The organism is Roseibium alexandrii DFL-11 (genome assembly GCF_000158095.2).
Lineage (GTDB): Bacteria > Pseudomonadota > Alphaproteobacteria > Rhizobiales > Stappiaceae > Roseibium > Roseibium alexandrii.
This window is the reverse complement of the sequence record NZ_CM011002.1, coordinates 3,533,451-3,554,653: the sequence shown is the minus strand read 5'-3', so window position 1 is coordinate 3,554,653 and position 21,203 is coordinate 3,533,451. Positions and strand designations below refer to the sequence as shown.

Here is a 21,203-nt window from a genome sequence, read left to right as displayed (position 1 = left end):
GCATAGGCTCGGTCTAGAGCTTCCTCAAATAACTCAGTGTTTCCTTCAGGCGCTGGAGCCGAGCGCTCAAAAAACCAGTGCCGTGATTGCGGGACAGTTGTTCCGTGTAGGCAGGGTAAGCGATCTTAAAGGAGGGGGCGACCTTTGCAGCGCACCCGTCGCCAAACGTTGACATCTCGCGCCGGTAAGTTTCCATGAATTCATTTGCGATGTTTTGAAGCGTCGCAACCTGCGCGCCTGAAAAGTTTGCAAATACAGTCGCGGGAAAAGGGTTTCCCGTCAGCGTGGCATAAACTATGGCGGCCATGTAGGAATTGCCCAGCGGTGTCAGGTGGACACTGTCGCTGAACAATGCAGCAAGGATTTCCGCAGCTGTCATGTCCTTGAAACCCGGTAGTCCACCGGGTGTTGAGACCAGATGCTCAACCAAGTCGGCCAATGCCAGCGAAGCCGGGACAAGCATGATCCGGTCCTCCCGGCCGTCCTCTGCGAGGCCAGCGTTCACACCCGCCACAGCACATTGCCAGACCGGCCAGGCATCGCGTTCATAAGCGATCCATGAAGATGGATCCTCAAGGTTCGCAACATCCAGCCAGGGCGCGTAGAAATAACTCTGTCCGTCGGGATTGTGCGCGTGAAACACATCCTGATACGCACGGAGAAACCGAGGAGTGTCTTGCCACAAGAGTGAATCCAGTAGACGATGCTGCTCGGTTATCAGCAACACATCATACAGCCGGGTATCCTCCGAAGCGCTGGCAGCAAGCTCGTCTTGAACATCGATCGGAGCTCCCTCCCTATCCGTACCGCCACCGTATCCGGACCAAGGTGATTGGTCGCCTGCACCGTAGCTCCGCTGTTTGATTGAAGAACCGCCAATATGCTGCATGTTCCAAAAGATTGGTTGCCCTGTATCTTCGGCGATCGCCGCCAGCATTTCCGGCATTGGACGATCGGTCAGGCTGTGACCGGAAATGAAGATCTTTTGCACGGCAGGTGTCTCACCGTCTTGAGGCAGGGATGGAAAGCCGGTTGTCGTCAACGCCGGTCCACTGGACAGAAAGACGACCGAAACGGCAAGGGCGATGGTTAGAAACAGGCCGCAGCCCAAAATCGCGAGTAGTCGACCCCATGTCATCACGCATACTCTCGAATAAGGCCCGCTCTGTGGGCATAAAGGGTTTGTTCGTCGAACCGGGGTCCATCTGCAGCAGCAGCCCTGATCAGCTGTACCAGCTTGCCCCGGTTTTCATGTAGATCTTGGATTGTCGCACTTAATGTAACCGGATCATTGAGCGGCGTGCCTGCTCCGCCGCCGTTGTGGCTCACAAGGTCATCGGAATAAGACGATTGGTAACCGACGATCGGAGCCCCTGAGACGAGCGCTTCAATCAGACAGCGGGGCGACTCCTGAGTCTTATGGCAATAGACGAAAAGATCGGCATCGCGCATTTCCGCGAGGATGGCCTCACGGTCAGACGAAAACCCCGGCAATTCGATTTGATCTTCCAGCTCTAGCGCTGAAATCTTCTGCTTCATATCTGCCAGTAGAGGGCCGTCGCCGATCCATTTTGCTTGAAGCGGGACGCCCGATTGCATCGGCTTTGCGATGGCCTCGACCCAATCGAGCGGGCCCTTCATCTCCGAGGCGCGCCCCACATAAAGGATTTTGAGCGGCGCACCGGACTGCACGCGTTCGGTTTTTTCTTCCAACGCTGCCGCATTGATCAAATCGCTGGACTGCGTATGAACGTCATAAACACAATGGGGGTTGTCTGAATAGTCCGCATAGGCCTTCAGCGTATCTTGCCCCTGAAACAAACCCAGTTTGCTGTGCCGGATTAGATGATGATGATACCGGACCATCATGGGCAGCGTCACGACCTCCTTGATCCGCCGCTTGAGCGGTATGGCGGGAAGCGTTCTGCGAATGACATCGTGCTCGACCCGGTCAAACCAAACGGCGTAGTCCCGGTTTTGCCTGATCGCTTCAAGAGCGGCCACGGCGGCCCAGTCACCAAACAAATATCCGAGCGTAAAACACAAGTGATCTGCCTTGGCGATCTTTTCGGCAATTATCTGCCGGGTTGATTTGTAGTCCTTGAAAAATCGTCCGATTTTATAGGCGAACGGGAGCGCAACCACCGTGAGCTGGTCACGGCAGTCAAGGTCGGCAATATCGACCCATGTGACCGTGGTATCGTCTTCCAGTCCGGCGGGCTGCTCGATGCCCATATAGGTGACATGGCCAAAGCTCTCGGCCCAACGGGAGAGCCCGGCGCAGGTCTGGTCATCCAGCTGCAATCCCCTGGGTCCTTTTCGCAACCGGACAGCCGTGACGAAAAGCACATGTCCTCCGCGCTGGTCTGCGCTTCCGCTCATGACCCAGCGCCTTTCTTGAATTGTTCAGAGTTGACACAGACCGCTGACACGACATGCCCGTTGTAAATCACCTGACGGCCCCGCAGTTTTGTCCCCCTCGAAAAGCCCGGGACACTGCGCTGGAGCATCGCGAAGAAGTCATGGCCGTCAAATGAGATCTCCAGATCTTCAAACTCGAAAAACTCCTGTGTGAGCGGGTACTGCGCCTTGTAAGCACTTTCCTTGGCCGTGAATATTCGGAGTGCCTGCCGAGCACTTTGGCCACTAGGCAGCCCGTCAAGCCATGTACGTTCGTTCGATGTACAGATGGTATCCCACATGCCTTCGGGGAGAGGTGAATCGGGCTCAATATCGAGCCCGATTGAGAGGGCATCGTCTTTCTGCCGGGCAACTGCCGCAAGACACAGTGTGCTGCTGTGGCTGATGGTGCCAATCAAACCGTTGGGCCAGATCGGGCTGCGATCGGGGTGCACGCCAATGACGGTCGGCTGAAAGCCGAGGTCTGCGATGGCCTTGCGAGCGCATTCTCGTCCAGCGAAAAACTCCGATCGGCGTGAGGGAACCGCGCTGGACACATGGGCTTCCTCATCCGGATAGCCGGTCGGTTCTCCGGCCCGCGGATCTCCCACGGCGATCTGAACCCCGTCTGGAAAAAGATCCCAAAGCATGGCTGTGCAGTCACCCCCGGTTCCCAGAGAGCGCCTGCCGCCGTGCGCTCAGCGCCGCCCGACGCTTGGCCGCGCGGCTTGCAACTTCGCCAAGTCGATCGTCTGCGCGTCCACCGTCCGTCAGGTGTCCGGCAAGGCCACCAACGGTCGGAAATCGGAAGATGTCGGTGATTGTCAGATTTGGAGCCACGCTCGCTTTCAGGTCCCGGTGGAGCTGGACCGCAAGCAGGGAATGTCCGCCAAGGTTGAAGAAGTTGTCGTTCTGCCCCACTTGGCTCAGCCCGAGGATCCGCTGATACGCATCCGCGACGGATTTCTGCATGTCGCTCTCTGGCGCAACAAAAGCGCTTTGGGCCGTCTCGCGAACCGCTGCATCAGGTGCCGGCAGAGCCTTCCGGTCAATCTTTGCATTTGGTGTGAGCGGGAAAGCCTCCAACACGACGAAATGAGCGGGAACCATGTATTCCGGCAGTGCGTCCTGCAGCTCCGAGCGCAACACGTATTCGTCCAGCGATCCGGATCGGGTCCGGACATAGGCGACCAACCGGACATCATCAGCCCTGTCTTCGCGTGCAGTGACCACAGTTTCGATCACGCCGGGATGAGTGGCAATCCGGGATTCGATTTCACCAAGTTCGATCCGGTATCCCCGCACCTTGACCTGGTGGTCCGTTCGCCCCAGGAATTGCAGTCTGCCATCTTCGAGCCTGCATACGAGATCTCCGGTGCGGTACATGCGGCCGGGCGCAAACGGGTTTTCTAAGAAACGGTCTTCAGTAAGTTCCCGACGTTTGAAGTACCCGCGTGTGACACCTTCGCCGCCGATGAACAGTTCACCGGGCTGGCCCGGAGCGGCAGGCCGGTTTCTGGCGTCAAGTACATAAAGCTGGGTATTGACGATGGGTGTGCCGAGCGGAATGGGCTGGTCAGCAGCGCCAACATCCGCAGTCGACGACCAGATGGTTGTTTCGGTCGGACCATACATGTTGGTGATCGTGGCCGAAGTGCACGTCCGAATGTCTTTCAACAGCGACCCCGGGAACGGTTCCCCGCCGATATAAAGATGACGAATGCTGGAAAAGGCTGCCCGATCTTCCTCCCGGGTGAGGAACATCCGCGCCATGGACGGAGTGCACTGCATGTGCGTTACGTTGTGGCGGGCAAGGTCTGCGGCGAGGCCCGCGCCGGCGGGCGGTGTCTGCTCGGCGGGCATTTGAACTTCGCCCGCGTTGACACGTCGGATGACTTCGGCCAAGGGCTTCAACCGGTCAAGGGCGATGTCCTGAGGCACGCCAAAATCGATCAGGCAGGCGACCTCGTTGACACCAATGGCACTGATTTGCTCCACACGTTTGAGCGCATCGGAGACCGTACCGAACAGCCCACTGTCTTCAAAGTAGCGCAGGAAAGCAAACTCCAGGATCGCGTCCAGCTCGTCTTCTAAAAGCGTTTGCAGGTCGATATCCATTGGATTGCTCGCACCTTCCGGCTTCTTGAAAGCTGGAAACGCCCAAGCGTATTGCTTGATCAACGCTGCCGCGCTGCGCAGATACTCCTTCATCGGGCCACGTGCCCGGTCCATCACCTCATCCCGGTCCTCTCCGAGGAGCGTATGCAGCATCAGGGTAACCTTGTAGTCATCCGGATTGCGGCCGCATTCAATCAGGGTGTCCCGATAGATTTTGATTTTGCCAGCCAGCTCGTCGATGGATTGCCCGAGAAGGTGGGTCAGAACATTGGCGCCGTTGCGGGCTGCATCCCGATAAGTCTCCGGGTTTCCGGCTGTTGTCAGCCAGACCGGCAGCTCGTTTTGAACGGGTCTTGGTTGCGTGACGACGCTGACGGTCTTGTCGCCGGCTTCAAAGTCCACCGCGTCTCCGCGCCAGAGTTTCCGGACGGTCTCAATGTCCCGGTACATGGCTGCCTTGTTGTTCGGCGGCCTGTTTTCCGGGCGCAGAACAAAGTCCTCCGGCATCCAGCCGGATGCAAAGGCAAGGGCAACCCGGCCATTGCTAAGGTTGTCAATCACCGACCACTCCTCGGCAACCCGTGCCGGGTGGTGAAGGGGAAGCACGCAGCTGCCGGCGCGGATCGACAGGTTCTTCGTGACGGCGGCAACCGCTGCACCTGAAACCGACGGGTTTGGATAAAGTCCACCGAAGGAATGAAAATGACGTTCCGGCGTCCAGACCGAAGTGAAGCCGTTTTCGTCGGCAAATTTGGCGCCTTCTAGAAGCAGCTTGTAAAGGTCGCGGCCGGCGCCTTCATTGTAGCCCCAGAAAAACAGCCCGAAATCGACGCTCGCTGCCGTACTGGAGTCATCCGCTGCACGTGATGTACTGACCTGTGAGGTTGTCGTTTCAGAGGAATGAATGACGACCTTGAAGCCACGTGTCAGGGTCCAGAAAAGTTCAAGAACAGAGATGTCGAAGGAAAGACTTGTGACAGCAAGCCAGACCGGTTGGTCTTGCTGATCGATTTTAATGCGATCGTCCATTCCGGCAAAGAAATTGACAACATTCCGGTGCTCGACCATCACGCCCTTCGGCCGGCCGGTCGACCCTGATGTGTAGATAACATAAGCGAGATTGTCTGCTCGAACGCCGGTCGGCGGCTGTTCTGCTGAGGCAGCGCGCGCCAGAACATCCTCGATGAACACGGTCTGTACTCCGGGCGCAGCAAGCGGCTCTGGAAGTGCGCGACTGGATAGAATGACCGATGCACCGCTGTCTTCGACCATGTAGGTCAGGCGATCATTCGGGAAGTCGGGATCGAGCGGAACGTAAGCTGCACCTGATTTCAATATGCCAAGGGCGCCGCAGACCATCTCGATGGACCGGGGAATGTTTAACCCGACAAGCTTGTCCGGTCCTGCGCCGAGTGTTTGCAGTTCCGTGGCAATGCGATCTGCGCGCCCGTTAAGCTCCCGGTAGCTGATGGACTGATCGTGCAGGGCAACTGCCGGAGCATCCGGCGTTGCCTCCGCCTGACGTTCGATCATCTGATGAACGCAGATCTCCAGATCCACATCTGTAGCAGACGCGTTCCAGCGATTGAGTACAAGGTCGCGCTCGTCGGCGGACATCATAGCGACATCGGCGGCCACTTGTTCCTTGTCAGACAGGACAGCGGCAACGAGTTCAACGCGCTTGGCATATTGTTTTGCTGTATCAGCGGAGACCCGCGATGGATCGAAGATCAGCGTAGCCTTGCCCTGGGCAGAAACGTTAAATGTCAGCGCGCAGTCGGCCAGAAGCTCCGGCCGCGTGTTCGCTGCTTCGGTTTCAACAATTCCGATTGTATATGCCGGCCGCGCCATCCCAGGCACCCGGGAGATGAGATCCGACAGGGGGGCGGGCCGGTCCCGCAATTGCACCAACTTGGCATTGGTGTCGTCACAAAGGGCGCTTAAGGGCCGCTGCCAATCGATATTGATCGGAAATGGAAGGCTTTCCGAAAAATGGCCAGGAAACTTGTCCGCGAGCGACGCGCTCTTTGGTCCGAGATAAGCGAGACCAAAATGGTCTTGGCCCGAGAACCTTCCGATAAACAGGGCGATTGCCGCAATGGTGTCCTGCGGCGCGATTGAGGAGGGAAGTGATAACGGCAGAAGTTCTGGCGCGGCCACACGTTCAGCATCGTCCTTGATCCCGAAAAGGCTCGGTATCTCGAGCGATTTGATCGTGGCAATATCTGCTTCTTCATGACGGGCAGCAATTAGGACTTCAGCATCGAGCGCTGCCGCTTCGTCCGCTGAATAGAGAGGCAGTTGCTCATTGAGCGTAACGGACGGTCCCAAAGGGGCGTCCGAGCCAATCGCAATGCCGTCCAGCAAAACCGGTTGATTGCCGGTGGCAATCAGAACGCCGTCTGGACCGGCCTTCAAAACAGTCCCGGCAGGCCCATTTGGAGTGCCGGGCGGCGCTAAATCGAGCTTGGTAATCTTGAAAAGACCGCGATCGGTTCGCACTTTTGGCGCGACCAGAGGGTTCGCGTACCCCTCCCCGAAGCTCAGGGCCCGGAAGAGGTGCGAAAGCTCTTGTGATGTCCGGGACAGGTCGAGTGTTCCGGAAAGCGTCGGGCGCTTGTTTTTTCCGAAGTAGCTGCGCTTTGAAAAATCCTGCGAAATTCCGTTAAGTGTATTGCTGTCCACTTTGGCGATGAGATCGACAAAACTCGCATAACCGGCCTCAAAGCATTTGGCATTCAAGGTGAGGCTGGTCTCGTCGGGGCTGATGTCAAATTCAGCTTGGGTGTAGATCTTGCCCTTGTCCGCACCAGACACAATTTCATGCCAAGTGACACCAAAACGCTGTTCGCCTTCAAGGATCGCCCATGCTGGCGCATTGAGACCGGCGTACCGTGGCAGAGGTCCGTCGTGGAAATTGACCGCACCGACACGCGCCCGTTGCCAAACGGTGTCGGGAAGCATTCTCAGATTGGCAATGCTGAACAGCCAGTCGAACTGGAACTCTGCCGTGGTTTCCTCAAGAGAGTTGCCCCACTCGGCCGCTTGAATACCATGTGATGTCGCCCAATTCCGAATTGCCGGGTTGGAGGATATGACCGCAACGATGCGGTGACCGCGATCTTTCAGGTGTTCGCCACACTGAACTAGAAGGGATTCATCGCCTATCAGGAGACAATCGAGCATTTAGGTTCCCTTGGATGACGCATAACTGGGCAGTAGCAAATTCTTTGCAAAAAGAGCACGTAGACTAGTATGCATATACCCTCGAAGAACCCGTTAATTTATCCGAGAATTTACGGATGATTGTCTGATGTTCCATAATACACGCGTGAGAAGGTCCATTTATTAAAATATATTAAGATTTGAGCCCGGAGTTTACGTTTATTTTGGTGATCAAGCTTGAGTCACGTGAAAACCAGCTTTCCGTTTGCCTCTCTCAATCGGCCTAACACTATGCTAAATATTTACAGGTATGGTTCGCTTAAAAATTTGAGGCGAAGTCCCATTTCCGGATACTTGAAATGACAATAGGATCAACCGATGCCGGCCTGAACGATGTTGCAATCGTCGGGATGGCACTTCGTGTTCCAGGCGCACGGAACACCGGCGAATTCTGGGAAAATCTCAGAAGCGGTGTTGAATCAGTGCGCACGCTCAGCGATGCGGAACTCGAAGCATCGGGCGAAGATCCGGTGAAGGCGGCGCAGCCGAATTACATCCCCAGGACAGCGGATATTCCGGATATGGAATTGTTCGATCCGGAATTCTTCGGGCTTAGCCCCAAAGAAGCCGCGATCATGGATCCGCAGCATCGGCACTTTCTCGAGTGTACCTGGGAAGCCATCGAAGATGCCGGGCGTCCGCCGGAAACCATCGAAGGTCCTGTTGGTGTTTATGCCGGCTGCGGCATGGGCAGCTATTTCTATTTCAACGTCTGCAGTGACCGGCAGCTGATGGATCAGGTGGGCATGTTCCTGCTTCGTCATACCGGTAACGACAAGGACTTTCTGGCGACCCGGGCCTCCTACGCTTTCGATCTCAAAGGCCCGAGTGTCAACGTCCAGACGGCCTGCTCAACCTCGCTTGTTGCGGTCCACTACGCTTGTCAAAGCCTGTTGAACGGCGAAACCGATATGGCTCTGGCCGGCGGTGTGACCATCGATCTGCCGCATCGCCGCGGGTATGTTTTTCAGGATGGTGAAATCCTCTCGCCGGACGGGCATTGTCGACCGTTCGACCATAGAGCAGGTGGCACTATATTTGGCAGTGGCGTTGGGGTTGTCGTCCTGCGACGTCTCGAGGATGCGGTTGCCGATGGCGACAACATTCATGCGGTGATCAAGGCGTCGGCCATCAACAACGACGGTCACAGCAAGGCAGGCTATCTTGCCCCGAGCGTGACCGGACAAGCAGAAGCGATCATCGAGGCGCAGGCGCTCGGCGAGATCGAAGCCGACACCATTCAATATGTCGAATGCCATGGAACAGGCACCTACCTCGGCGATCCGATTGAAATCGAAGCCCTGACCCAGGCGTTTCGTCAAAGCACCAGCCGAACCGGCTTTTGCCGTGTCGGATCAGTGAAATCCAACATTGGCCATCTGGACACGGCTGCCGGTGTTGTCAGCCTGATAAAGACCTCTTTGGCGCTGAAAAACGGCGAAATACCGCCAAGCCTTGGATACGAGAAGCCCAATCCATCAATCGATTTTGCGAACAGCCCGTTTGTCGTCAATGATAGGCTGACCCCCTGGCCGGTGAGCGCCGGTCCTCAGCGGGCTGCGGTCAACTCCCTTGGTGTTGGCGGAACAAACGCTCACGTCATTCTGGAAAAGGCGCCGATGATCGCCGATGACAGCGTGCAGTTTGACGATGAGCCCCAGCTCATTCTCTTGTCTGCAAAGGCCCGGAAGGGGGTGTCAGACACCTCCGCCCGGCTTGCGGATGCCCTCGAAAATGATCCGGCATTACCTTTGGCCAGCATGGCCGAAACGCTCTTCTATGGCCGAAAGCCCTTCGAGTATCGCCAGATCGCAGCTGTGCGTGGCCGCGCTGATGCGATTGCCGTCTTGCGCGGTGAACAGCCCAAGAGGCTCGCCCATCATAAGGCAGGGGATCATCCCGGCACCGCAACGTTCCTCTTTCCGGGGGGCGGGGCGCAACATCCCGGCATGGCCCGGCGGCTCTATCAGGAAGACAATTCATTCCGCCAGACTGTCGATGAAGGATTGGCTTTCCTTCCCCCCGAAACGGCCGCCCGGATCCGGGAGCTTTGGTTCCCGCAAGAGGGCTCTGATCTTGGGTATGCAGCCGAGGGGTTCCTGACGCCGTCCCTGCAATTGCCGGCCATCTTGATCCTGGAAGTTTCGCTGGCTCGCTTGTGGATGAGCTGGGGCGTTCAGCCGACCGCATTGATCGGCCATTCGATGGGCGAGAATACAGCTGCCTGTATCTCGGGTGTCCTCAGTTATCGCGACGCTGTTGGCCTTGTTCATCTCCGGGGCAAGCTCTTTGATACAGTCGACCCTGGCGGAATGCTCAGTATTCCATTGAGTGACACCGAAGTCCGGGCGCTGATGCCGGAATCTCTCGATATGGCTTCCGTCAACGCGCCTGAGCTTTGCGTTGTTTCCGGGCGTGACGAGGACCTGGAAGACTTCCAGAAGGCGCTCCTTGAAAAAGACATCGATGCAACCCGGATCGCCATTGATATAGCGGCTCATTCGCGGATGCTTGGGGGGATCCTGTCCGAGTTTGAACAGTACCTGCGAAGCATTGCGCTCAATCGGCCGCAAATCCCGATCATGTCCAATCTCACCGGGGACTGGCTCAGCGATGCGGAGGCCGGTGATCCGTCGTATTGGGTCCGGCATCTGCGTTCGACCGTTCAATTCGGCTCTGGCATTGCTCGTCTAAGCGCAGATCCGCACCGGGTCTATATCGAGGTTGGTCCAGGAAAGACCCTGTCTTCGCTGGCCAAGCTACAAGCGGACGTAACCGCCAATCAGGTGTTCAACTCGCTGCCGCATGCCGACGATGATGCGGATGACCGTTTGTCTTTCCTGACCGCAATCGGCCGGTGCTGGGCCACAGGCTTGAAGGCGGATGTTACGCGTTGCTGGCGGGATTTCAGCCCCAGGCGCGTTTCGCTGCCACCTTATGCGTTTCAGAGGCAGTATTATTTTGTCGAGCGCAGTGTTTCGCGGGAGGGTCAGGCAGGGCCCGATATTCCTCTCTTGCGCCAAAAGGACATGCGGGACTGGGGATACCGTCCAGCCTGGAAACGGTCGGTTCCAGATCTTGTCACGGGCGCTGACAAGGAACCTCGGTCCTGGCTGGTTTTTCTCGACGATACAGGCACCGGAGAACAGCTTGCCGGCAAGTTGAAGAACGCCGGTCATCAGGTGACCACCGTTCAGCGCGGCGATGTGTTCGCCAAGGTTGACCCGCACACGTACATCCTGTGCAGCGAGGAAGGCAGACCGGGCTACGACGCCTTGGTGACGGGGATCCTCGAGGATGGTCCTTTTCCTCGAAACATCGTTCACGGCTGGCTGCTGACACAGGATGAGAGCCACCGGCCCGGTTCCAACTTCTTTGAAAGAATGCAGGAAGACGGCTTCTACAGTCTGCTCTATCTTGCCCAGGCGCTCGATGAGCAATCTGCCGTCGAAGAGGCGCACCTTACCGTTTTGACAAACGGAATGATGCGCGTTGGGGACGAGCCTGTTGTGTATCCGGCAAAGGCGACGCTGCTCGGTCCGGTTCAGGTCTTGCCAAAAGAGCTCTCTGGCCATTCGGCTCGCTTGATCGACTTGGATATCGCAAGGACTGCGAACATACAAACAGCAGGAAGCACGATCGACGATTTGTGGGACGAGCTTTTCGCAAACCCATCCAATGAGATTGTGGCCCATCGGCGCGGCCGCAGGTGGCAGCGGACCTACAAGCGTTTGCCTCTGAAGGACGGCCAACTCGAAGGTCAGTTCCAAAAAGGCGGCACATATTTCATCACTGGCGGTCTTGGCGATCTGGCGATGATTTTCGCAAAAGGGCTTGTTGAGGATTACGAAGCCAACATCGTTTTGGTCGGACGCCGCAGCCTGCCGGAGAAGCAGGATTGGGAAACCTATCTGCGGACGCATTCCGGTGAGGATCCGGGTGTCCAGGCACTGTCCCGCCTTGCAGAACTGGAGGCGCTGGATGCGAAGATGCTTTACGTGCCGGCGGATGTGACAAACCCGGAAGAGGTTCGTGCAGCTGTTGCCGCAGCAAAGGCCCGGTTTGGGTCAATCAACGGTGTGCTTCATACAGCCGGCATTGTTGATGATGATCTCGTGCAACTGAAGACCCTTGAAAATACCCAGCATGTTCTGGCGCCCAAGGTTCAGGGCACGCGCGTTCTGGACATGGCGTTTGCCGACGAGCCATTGGATCTGATGGTGCTATTCTCGTCAACCAGCACGGACACTGCGCCCATTGGCCAGATTGATTACGTCGCTGCCAATGCGTTTCTGAACGCCTATGCCGAGAGCAAGAGCGCTGAGAACAGCCCCAGGACGGTCGCGGTTCACTGGGGTATCTGGAGCGATATTGGTCTGGCCGCGCGCGCGGTTTCGGGTGAGGCGGCAGTCTCAAAGACGGCAACAACGGTTGGCGCGGCCAAGGGACCCTTGTTCGAGCGCTGGATTACCGATGCTTCCAACACGCGCTGGCTGGAATTCACGGCCAGCACGCAAAAGCACTGGATGTGGAATGAACACAGGCTCGTTTCAGGCGATGCGATCCTGCCGGGCACCGGGTACATCGAGTTGATCGCGCAAGCCTATTCGGAACTGGATTTGGACCAGCGCCCGGATATCCGCGATCTTGTGTTCTTTAAGCCGCTTGGCTTGGACGACGGTCAGCCTCGCAATATACGGGTCCGTTTAGAGGCTCAGGCGCATGGCACCTTGAAAGCCATTGTCGCGGCAACTGAAACAGAGGACCCGTCCGCATCGGTAGAAGTCTACGCCGAAGCTCTGGTTTGTCCGCTCAAATCCGTTCCACTGCCTGTGCAACTTGAAGACCTTCAAGCTCAGCTGCGCGGGACCGATATCCGACAAGCACCAGACGGCGGCACGATGCCGTCAGCTCAGGCTCATCATATCAAGTTCGGACCGCGGTGGGATGTGTTGCGCAGTCTGTCGCTTGGGCGCGGTGAAGCGCTGGCACGCCTGACGTCCCCGGCTGGCTTCAAGACAGATTACACGGAAACAACTCTTGCCCACCCCGGTCTTCTTGATATTGCGACCGGCTGTGCCATGGAACTTATCGAAGGCTTCAAGAGTTCAGGCGTTCTTTGGGCGCCCGTTTCCTACTCAGCGATACGCCTACATGAACCGCTGCCATCCGATGTGATCGCCCATGTCCGATTTGTCGATGAGAATGCTTACGGCGACGGTTTCGGCAGTTTTGACATTACCGTCATGCGGCCGGATGGAACGGTTGTACTTGAAGCTGATCGTTTGACGGTAAAACGCCTGTCAAATGACACCGGGTTTGCAAAGGATGTGAAAACCGGGGCAAGCCAGGATGCTGCCGCGCTCTATAAACTGGCGGCGCAAGTCAAGCAGGGCATTCCACCCGAGCAAGGATTTGAGACCCTGCAAAGGGCTTTGGCGACCGGCGAAACACAACCGATCATCTCGACGATTCCTTTGGATCTGCTCATAAAAAATGCCGAGGCTGAAGCGCAATCGCGAGATGCTCAGGACGGGCAGCTCTTTAAGCGTCCGGACCTTGACAGCGCCTACGAGGCACCTCGAAACCCGCTTGAGATCAAACTGGCCGAATTCTGGTCTGACCTGCTCGGAATTGAGAAGGTCGGTATTCACGATGATTTCTTTGATATCGGTGGGCATTCTCTCATCGCGGTCCGCCTGTTCCGGATGATCCGCCAGACTTACGGCGTCGACCTGCCCATGTCCGTCCTGTTCGACGCTCCGACAATTGCCGAATGCGCAGAATTGCTAGCCTCGCATGGTGTTGCCAGTGACGGGGATGCCTCTGCGGAAGAACAACCCGAACAAACTGCGAAACCCGATGAAGCGGTGCATCTGGTCACAATGAGCAAAGGTCCGGGAACTGAAGCTACGCCCTTGTTCATCTGTGCTGGCATGTTCGGCAACATCCTGAACCTGCGTCAGCTGGCCGTGCTCGTTGGGCGCGACCGGCCGGTGTACGGGTTACAAGCCCGCGGCCTTTTCGGAAATCAAGAGCCCCACGAAACCTTCGAAGAGATGGCGCGGGATTATCTCGCCGAAATCCGCCAGGTCCAGCCACACGGGCCGTACATGCTTGGCGGGTTCTCAGGTGGTGGGATCGTTGCTTATGAAATGGCCCAACAGCTTGCTGCACAAGGTGAAGAGGTTGCCGAAGTCATTTTGCTGGACACGCCTGTACCCGAACAGGTTCACCTGTCGCTCGTCGATCGCGTGATGATCAAGTGGCAGGATCTTCAAAAGAATAAAACCAAGTTTTTCAGTGTTTGGTTGCGCAACCGGAGAGAGTGGCGCGCTCGAACAGAAGCTCAACAGAATGCGGCTGGGGATCAAGCAACCGCAGACAGCTTTAACAACGAACGAATCCGTCTTGCCTTCATGCGGGCGCATGATGCTTATGAGGTTCGGCCATATAGCGGGCCGGTTGTCCTGTACCGGCCAAAGGCTAATGTGCTCTATAGGATATCCGGTGGCCGCCGTCTTCAGGATGGTCTGAACATTCTTCGTGAAGACAACGGCTGGTCCCCGTTTGTTTCAGAATTGTCGATTGTCGAGGTGCCTGGAGACCATGACTCCATGGTGCTCAATCCGAATATTCAGGTGCTGGCAAGCAGAATGAGAAATTCTTTGGAAGCAAGGGCAGCGGCGGCAATTGGCTCTGACAAGACCGGGATTGCGGCTGAGTGATGCCAGATCAGGTGGTGCTAATGAAAACCGGTCCTGTCGCAGATCAGGAGTAATCTCGGCGGTCTGTGATTGGTCGGCCGGCCATCAGGTCTTCGTAATATGGAACAGTCAGCGCTGCCTTGCGATCCCAGGTAAAGCAGTCAGTGGCGTACTCTACAGCTGAATTGGCCTTTGAAATCTGGTCGGCTGGTTTGGTTACAGCCTCTTCCATCGCGTGCTGATAGCCTGCGACCATCGCATCTAGAGTGTTTAGTTCAATACGAAAGCCGCGACCCTCCGATACCAGATCGCCGGGCGCGCCATAATTGGTAACGAAATTCACGCAGCCCGATGCCATCGCTTCGACCACCACGCCCGCGCCAAGTTCTCGGATTGAAGGAAAAACGAACCCGTCTACGGACTGTAGGAACTGACCGACATCCCTCTGCTCAATCCAACCATGAAAAATGACGCTATCGCTCCGCCCTGTTTGCTCGACGATCGCTTCAAGCCGTTCCCTTTCAGGACCGTCACCGACGATGTGAAGTTTGTGCTCTGCCAGTATTTCGCTTTCACAAAAGGCCCGAACAGCCACCTCCGGAACTTTGTAGGGTACCAGCCGCCCGATGAATGCGAAGTTGTACGGTCCATCTCCGGAAAAGGCAGGCTTCCGGTCCGTTCCGTCAAACCACTCAGGGTCGAAACCAACTTCAGGAAAGCTCACAACCTTTGAGGCCGCGCCTTCCGGCAAATCCTTTGCTGTATGATCAAAGGCAGCCAGGATCAGTTCGGCATTTCTGTACGTTGCAGAAGAATAGGGCAGGTATTTGTAGAAGTCCCGGAGTGCCCGGGCCCGTTCTTTTTCCCGTGTCTGTTCGGAGCGGAACTCTTTTGGCCAGTCCAAGTTGCCATTCAAGGGACCGATCACAAACGGAACCGGCGATTTGCCCGCGATATAGCTGGGCATTGTGGGCGACATGGGTGTGATCCGGTGCACCAGATCAAATTCGCCGGATTGCAGCGCGCTCTTGAAGGTTTTCCAAACCTCCCACTCAAATGCGAGGTATGTCGGATAGTGAAAAATCGTTCCGAGCGACCACGCCACCTTCCCGCCGCCTCTGATCCAGGTTGAGAAGCGATGGATTGGTTTTGCCACGTATTCATTATCGACATAGCGGAAGTCGGCGCCTTTTGAGCGCGGATCCTTTTCGATGTTTTCCCGGTTTCTGACATGAGTGGCGATGGTCACATCACAGAATTTTGCTAAGGAAAGTGCATACTTGTATCCAACAACCGGAAGCGATGGCCAATCCGGATTGCAATCATCAGCAAGGATCAGAACACGGGGTTTCTTCAATTATAACTCCTGGGACGGACACTTAGTCACTTAGCTGTAATCCTGCTAACACGCTGTTTCTGATCGGTTTCGAACCAAAACCAATTACTTCATCGTACCGGCGGATTTGTGCCGCCATTTCAAAAACATCCAAATGATTTTGGGGCCATCCCAAAGATAGCGCCGCCACATCCGTTTCGGGTTTGCCAACAAACGGAAAGCCCATTCCATTCCGCAGGCGCGAACCCATTCCGGTGCTCGCTTTTGCCGGTCGGTCAAAAAATCAATACTAGCACCGACACACAGGCCGATACCTGCAGCGCTGCCCCGGCGTTTCAGATCCTGGGCAAAAAACTCTTGCTTCGGAAAAGAGAGGCAAATCAGGAAGATGTCCGCATCGCTGGCCTCAGTAGCTGTCAGAGTTTTCTCCCAATCCAGTGCGCCTCGGTCCATGAAGCCAGACGGGATGTACTGCAAGTCCACACCCGGATACCTGTTTCGCAGCATCTCAATTTGGGAGAGATCGGGACCTATGACGGCGAAACGCAAATCTTGAGCTTTGGGATCCGCCAGAAGATCCTGCACGATGTCGGCCCCGGGATAGACCCTGAGATTCAGTTTTTGGGAATACGCCAGTCGGCTTAAGATCTTGCTGTCGCAGACCTTCCAGCACGCATCGTCATAAGCCGATGCCACCTCATCATCGCGTTCCAGAAGGATTACATGATAGACGTTTGGAGTGACAAAATATTCGAACGTTTGAGGCTTCGAGTTCAAGATGAGTGACAACCAGTCGGCCTGATTGCCAATATCGAAGTCAAGTCCAATGAACTGGAGTTTGGAGAACGGCGAGGCAGATGCTGCGGTCAGCGAATCCTCAGGTTTTTGCTCAGAACGGTTCGGCATGTGGCTCGTCGGATGTCGGTTGAAGCCTGCGATCATGAAATCTCAGAAATCTCAATATGTTGCGTATATGTGATCGAGATTAACAAACTGCAGGCGGGTCTGCTTTTTGATCAAAAAAGATCAATTTTTTAACCTGCTGAAAGATATACAGTCTTCGAGCCATCTTCAATCAGATCGCGATTGAATTCTTAATAACTTGCTACCCCGGTTCTAGAACCGAAAAGCACAGTTCCATGAAGTAACGAGTGGGAAAATGCATGCGTATGTGTGACGTAGCTTCTCGTTCGATCTATGAGGCGATCTCAACCGTTTTTCGAGGGGCCTAGCCCAAGTGGCGATTACGCAGAAAAAAGCGATGACCGGTGCAATTTGGACAATCGCTTCCTTTGGTGGAACGACAGGAATACGTTTCGTCTCCAACGTGGTGTTGTCGCGCCTTATCACGCCGGAAATCTTCGGCATTGCTATGGTGCTTTCAACGTTCAGATCAGGCATCGAACTGCTGACCGATGTGGGCATTGCACAGAATGTCGTCCGCAGCCGGAATGCCGATGATCAGTCTTTCCAAAACTCTGCCTGGACATTGCAATTTGTCAGGTCTCTCATTCTGTGTTCGATACTGTCGATCGCGGCCTACCCGTTGGCAAATCTGTATGAGATACCGGCAACCGCTATTCAGCTGAGTGCGGTAACGATCATTTTTCTTGGTGTGTCTTCGACGTCTATATTTTATCTGCAGCGGAATCTGCAGTTTGGACGTGCGAATATGTTCGAGCTGTCATGTGATTTTGTGACGGCGGTTTTGATCATCTTTTTCGCCTATATGAGCCCGACAATATGGTCGATCCTGATTTCGGGCCTTTTTGCGGCTGTGTTTCGGGTCGGGCTTAGCTATCTCTTACCGAGAGCGCGAAACTGGTTTGAATGGAACCGGGTGCATGTCCGCGAAATCTTTTCCTTCGGGAAATGGATGTTTTTATCGTCCCTGTTGTCATTTCTTTGCATGAACTTCGACAAACTGTATTTGGCAAAGACCATTCCGTTGGCGACTGTCGGCATCTATGCCATCGCACGAACAATCGCGGACCTGCCGGCATTTCTGGCTGGAAGGCTGGGGTATTCGCTTATCTTCCCCATGGTCTCCTCCCAGCATGCAGCAACACGTTTCGAGATAAGATCGGGCCTTTTGGCACTTAGAACAAAACTATTGACGCTCGCGGCTCTCGGGGTTGCTTGTGGCATAGCGTTTTCAGATGTCGCCGTGTGGATTATTTATGATCCACGCTATTTCGATGCAGGCTGGATCCTGGCCATGCTGCTCATCGGAACCTGGGGCGCCATTCTGTCCGCTTTTTCAGAGTTTACGCTCTTAGGCCTCAGCAAGCCGGGCTACGGTGTTGTGGCGAACGCTTTGAAACTGGCTGGAATACTTCTTTTGCTTCCGATTGGGTATCAATGGATGGGACTTCCTGGGGCATTGATCGGCTTGGCGGTTGGTGAGATCGTTCGGTATTTGCCGCTTGCGATCGGGTCTGTTCGGGAAAAGACATCCTTTCTTTTGCATGACCTGGCGATGACCGCGATTGTTGTCGCAGCGACTGCAGGTTTGATGTGGGGCAGGAGTGCGGCAGGTTATGGCACCTCGCTCGACGCCGTACTACCGCTCCTTTCCGCTGGCGGCGTGTAATGGAAATGGGCCAGCGCAGATGACCATTGGGATCGTGATCATTGGCCGCAACGAAGGGGCGCGGTTCCAGAACTGCATAAGGTCCCTTCAGGGGATGTCTGATCGTGTCGTGTACGTCGATTCCGGATCAACAGACGATAGTGTCAGCTGGGCTAAGGACGCAGGTTTTCAAGTTGAAACTCTGCCAGCAGACCGCCCGTTCACGGCAGCCCGTGCCCGAAATGCTGGCTACCGTAGGCTTGTTCAAAAGTTCCCAGATACCACTTTCATCCAGTTCATGGATGGGGACTGCCAATTGGATGCTGGTTGGCTCAAAGCCGGTTTGGACTATTTGGAAAATCACCCCGGTGTCGCAGTTACTTTTGGTCGTCGGCGGGAACAATTTCCCGACGCCACCATCTACAACGCTATGTGCGACTTAGAGTGGAATACTCCGATTGGGGAGCGGCAGGAGTGCGGTGGGGACTGCCTGGTCCGCAGGGCGGCTTTCGACGAAGCTGGCGGATACCGTGATGACTTGATCGCGGGTGAAGAGCCGGAGATGTGCCTGCGGTTGCGGGAGAACGGCTGGAGGATCTGGCGGCTTGATGCCGAAATGACCCTCCACGATGCCGACTTGCAGCGTTTTTCCCAATGGTGGAAACGCTCGGTTCGGGCAGGGCACGCATTCGCTGAAGTTTCTTGGCGGCACCGGAACTCGCCGAAGAGGATCTGGCAACGCAACGTTTTCCGGGCGGTTCTTTGGGGAGGCGCGTTGCCAAGTGTTACCGTTGTTGCCGGGATGATCCATCCAGCGTTCTTACTGTTGTTTTTGCTCTATCCGTTGCAGCTTGTTCGGCTGATGCTCCGGTCATTTCGGGCGGGCCGTCCTGCGGCTATTGGGTTTTATGAACTGATCGGAAAGTTTGCCGAGTTTCAAGGTGTCCTAAAACATTATTGGAACAGATTTCTGATGCGCAACAGCAAGATAATTGAATATAAGTAGTACTTGTGTGCAGATCGTAGTTGTTTGCCATTTTCAGCGACAAAAATTGAAAGAGCGCGGCTGGGGTTAATCTAACGGCGAAATTTGTCTTTTGGTTTTCATGCAAATGTTGGTCTGTAGAGGTATTGGGATATGCATTTTGTGACGTCGCGCATTACCGAACCATTGAAAAAAAAGTTCACAAAACAGACGCGCAATTACCGGATGCAGGCTTTTATCGGTCACTTGGGAATACGAAATGGAGAACGCGTACTGGATTTAGGCGGTGTGCCTGAGTTTTGGGAGAATTGCCCTATACCGTTGGACATAACGATCTTAAACCTCCCAGGATATAATCCGCGCACCGTGCCACAGTCCCATCATCGCATCACTCTGGTTGAGGGGGATGCATGCAACGTCGAATTTGCTGCAGACAACAGCTTCGATATCGTTTTTTCCAATAGCGTTATTGAACATGTCGGAGACAAGACAAGACGTTCCGAGATGGCCAGAGAAATCCGGCGCCTGGCGCCCAGGTATTGGGTGCAGACACCTTCAATCTGGTTTCCTATGGAAGCGCATTGTCACATGTTCTTTTGGTGGTTTTACCCTGAAGCCGTACGCCGTTTTTTCATGAATCGTTGGCGCAAAAGCTTGCCGGCCTGGACGAATATGATGTTGGGCACCACGGTTGTTTTGCGGGGGGAGATGCTAGCACTCTTCCCAGATTCTGCGATATGGACTGAGCGGAAATTTGGGTTCATCAAAAGCTACAGTGCGTTTCGTAGTTTAGCGCCATGACGGTCCATAACAAACGAAATGGTTCATTGATGCTGGTCGTGCTGAGACCTCTTTGACAATTGCCGAGGCGCTTAACCCTTTAATCTGATCAGTTCAGAAACTTCTGGAGTGTCCGTCTGATCTTGCCAGTAACCATATCCATTTTCGGAATTTTGCTTTCAATAGTTTCCTTTACAACACCCAATCCGGCTGGATCCCAGGGCCGATTGCCAGCGTAGGCTGTGCGATCCAACACACCATAAAAGCGGTCCCAGATCTCGGTTCGATGATAAGAGTCGCTCAATTTTTCTTTGTATCTCGCGTGCCAAGGCTTCACCGTTCCAATCAAGTGTATGATGCGGTTCTCCGCGGTATCCGGCCGTTCGTATTGTGACGTGTTCCAGACAGGATCCAGAAATTCTGTATCGCCGTCGAAAAAAACGTTTAAAGCGTCCTGATCTTGCGAATGAAAAGTGTCAGCACGTTCCAGCGTCAGATCGATCAAATGGTTTCTAGCATCGAGTTTCCGCCAGCGATCAAGATCGATTATTAAAACACCGCTGTTAAAGTAGTCGTATGGGTTAGTGAGCTGAAGCCGTTCACCAATAAAGAGGTGAGGATCAGCAGTCCTTACGGAAATATCACGAACAGAACCTATTGTTTTTCCGTGCATTTTGGCTGTGTTTAATTCAGCTAAATCGCGGAGCACCAATAGATCACAATCAAGATAGATGCATTTTGATTCTTCTCCCAAAAAGTCAGAAATAAAATAACGCGAATAGGCGGATTTTGACTTTAGATACATAGTTGAGCGGAACTTAGAGATATTCTGATAATCTATGTCATAAAATACTACGTCCTGGCACATCGGATGAGGTTTCCAGGAATTAGATAACTTATGTTTATCTTGTTCTGAGAGCCGATCAGCTAAAACATGGATACGGCAAGGTATACTTGAGTGCTCCAACGACGAGCGAATAGTAACGGCCAAGCCTGGAAGGACCTTTGTATCGGCGCATGCTGCAATGTTTGCGTACAATTGTGTCTCCTTCAAAACTTGCTGCGTGTTGATTGCGGTAT

At 54.9% G+C, this 21,203-nt stretch carries 11 protein-coding genes; 4 read left to right on the top strand and 7 right to left on the bottom strand.

Features of this window, described 5'->3' with window-relative positions; translation table 11 throughout:
- Window positions 1-13: 13 nt before the first annotated feature.
- From SADFL11_RS16315 to SADFL11_RS16300, 4 genes are read right to left on the bottom strand one after another with little or no spacing between them, the layout of a single operon-like run.
- Window positions 14-1,138 carry a hypothetical protein gene (locus SADFL11_RS16315; RefSeq protein WP_050776022.1) on the bottom strand — a complete coding sequence of 375 codons (1,125 nt, stop codon included), beginning with the start codon at window positions 1,136-1,138 and terminating at the stop codon, window positions 14-16.
- A complete protein-coding gene (locus tag SADFL11_RS16310; protein WP_008192807.1) occupies window positions 1,138-2,382 on the bottom strand; it encodes a glycosyltransferase in 1,245 nt (414 codons plus the stop codon). Before SADFL11_RS16310 ends, SADFL11_RS16315 begins: the two co-directional genes overlap by 1 nt.
- Window positions 2,379-3,050, bottom strand: coding sequence for a 4'-phosphopantetheinyl transferase family protein (locus SADFL11_RS16305; protein WP_008194234.1), 672 nt, complete (start codon window positions 3,048-3,050; stop codon window positions 2,379-2,381). The genes SADFL11_RS16310 and SADFL11_RS16305 overlap by 4 nt, the downstream gene beginning before the upstream one ends.
- A gap of 10 nt (window positions 3,051-3,060) precedes the next feature.
- Window positions 3,061-7,704 carry a MupA/Atu3671 family FMN-dependent luciferase-like monooxygenase gene (locus SADFL11_RS16300; RefSeq protein WP_008194142.1) on the bottom strand — a complete coding sequence of 1,548 codons (4,644 nt, stop codon included), beginning with the start codon at window positions 7,702-7,704 and terminating at the stop codon, window positions 3,061-3,063.
- Between the two features lie 338 nt (window positions 7,705-8,042).
- Between SADFL11_RS16300 and SADFL11_RS16295 the strand changes: the two genes are divergently transcribed.
- Window positions 8,043-14,471 (top strand): type I polyketide synthase, encoded by a 6,429-nt coding sequence (locus SADFL11_RS16295; RefSeq protein WP_008191204.1) that lies wholly within the window; start codon window positions 8,043-8,045, stop codon window positions 14,469-14,471.
- A gap of 43 nt (window positions 14,472-14,514) precedes the next feature.
- On the opposite strand, the gene SADFL11_RS16290 is transcribed toward SADFL11_RS16295, so the two are convergent.
- Complete coding sequence (locus tag SADFL11_RS16290) at window positions 14,515-15,807, bottom strand: glycosyltransferase family 4 protein (protein ID WP_008193945.1); 1,293 nt, start codon at window positions 15,805-15,807, stop codon at window positions 14,515-14,517.
- Window positions 15,808-15,891: 84 nt separating this feature from the next.
- Window positions 15,892-16,692 carry a WecB/TagA/CpsF family glycosyltransferase gene (locus SADFL11_RS16285; RefSeq protein ID WP_008192218.1) on the bottom strand — a complete coding sequence of 267 codons (801 nt, stop codon included), beginning with the start codon at window positions 16,690-16,692 and terminating at the stop codon, window positions 15,892-15,894.
- Between the two features lie 355 nt (window positions 16,693-17,047).
- Here SADFL11_RS16285 and SADFL11_RS16280 point away from each other — a divergent pair, with 355 nt between their 5' ends.
- From SADFL11_RS16280 to SADFL11_RS16270, 3 genes are all read left to right on the top strand, one after another.
- Window positions 17,048-18,379 carry an oligosaccharide flippase family protein gene (locus SADFL11_RS16280; protein ID WP_134853061.1) on the top strand — a complete coding sequence of 444 codons (1,332 nt, stop codon included), beginning with the start codon at window positions 17,048-17,050 and terminating at the stop codon, window positions 18,377-18,379.
- The gene (locus SADFL11_RS16275; RefSeq protein WP_228198210.1) at window positions 18,327-19,364 is read left to right on the top strand and encodes a glycosyltransferase family 2 protein; all 1,038 of its coding nucleotides are present in this window, start codon (window positions 18,327-18,329) and stop codon (window positions 19,362-19,364) included. The genes SADFL11_RS16280 and SADFL11_RS16275 overlap by 53 nt, the downstream gene beginning before the upstream one ends.
- A 132-nt stretch (window positions 19,365-19,496) precedes the next feature.
- Window positions 19,497-20,144 carry a class I SAM-dependent methyltransferase gene (locus tag SADFL11_RS16270; protein ID WP_008196646.1) on the top strand — a complete coding sequence of 216 codons (648 nt, stop codon included), beginning with the start codon at window positions 19,497-19,499 and terminating at the stop codon, window positions 20,142-20,144.
- Between the two features lie 88 nt (window positions 20,145-20,232).
- Here SADFL11_RS16270 and SADFL11_RS16265 read toward each other — a convergent pair whose 3' ends face one another.
- A complete protein-coding gene (locus SADFL11_RS16265; RefSeq protein ID WP_008195946.1) occupies window positions 20,233-21,162 on the bottom strand; it encodes a glycosyltransferase family 8 protein in 930 nt (309 codons plus the stop codon).
- Window positions 21,163-21,203 lie beyond the last annotated feature (41 nt).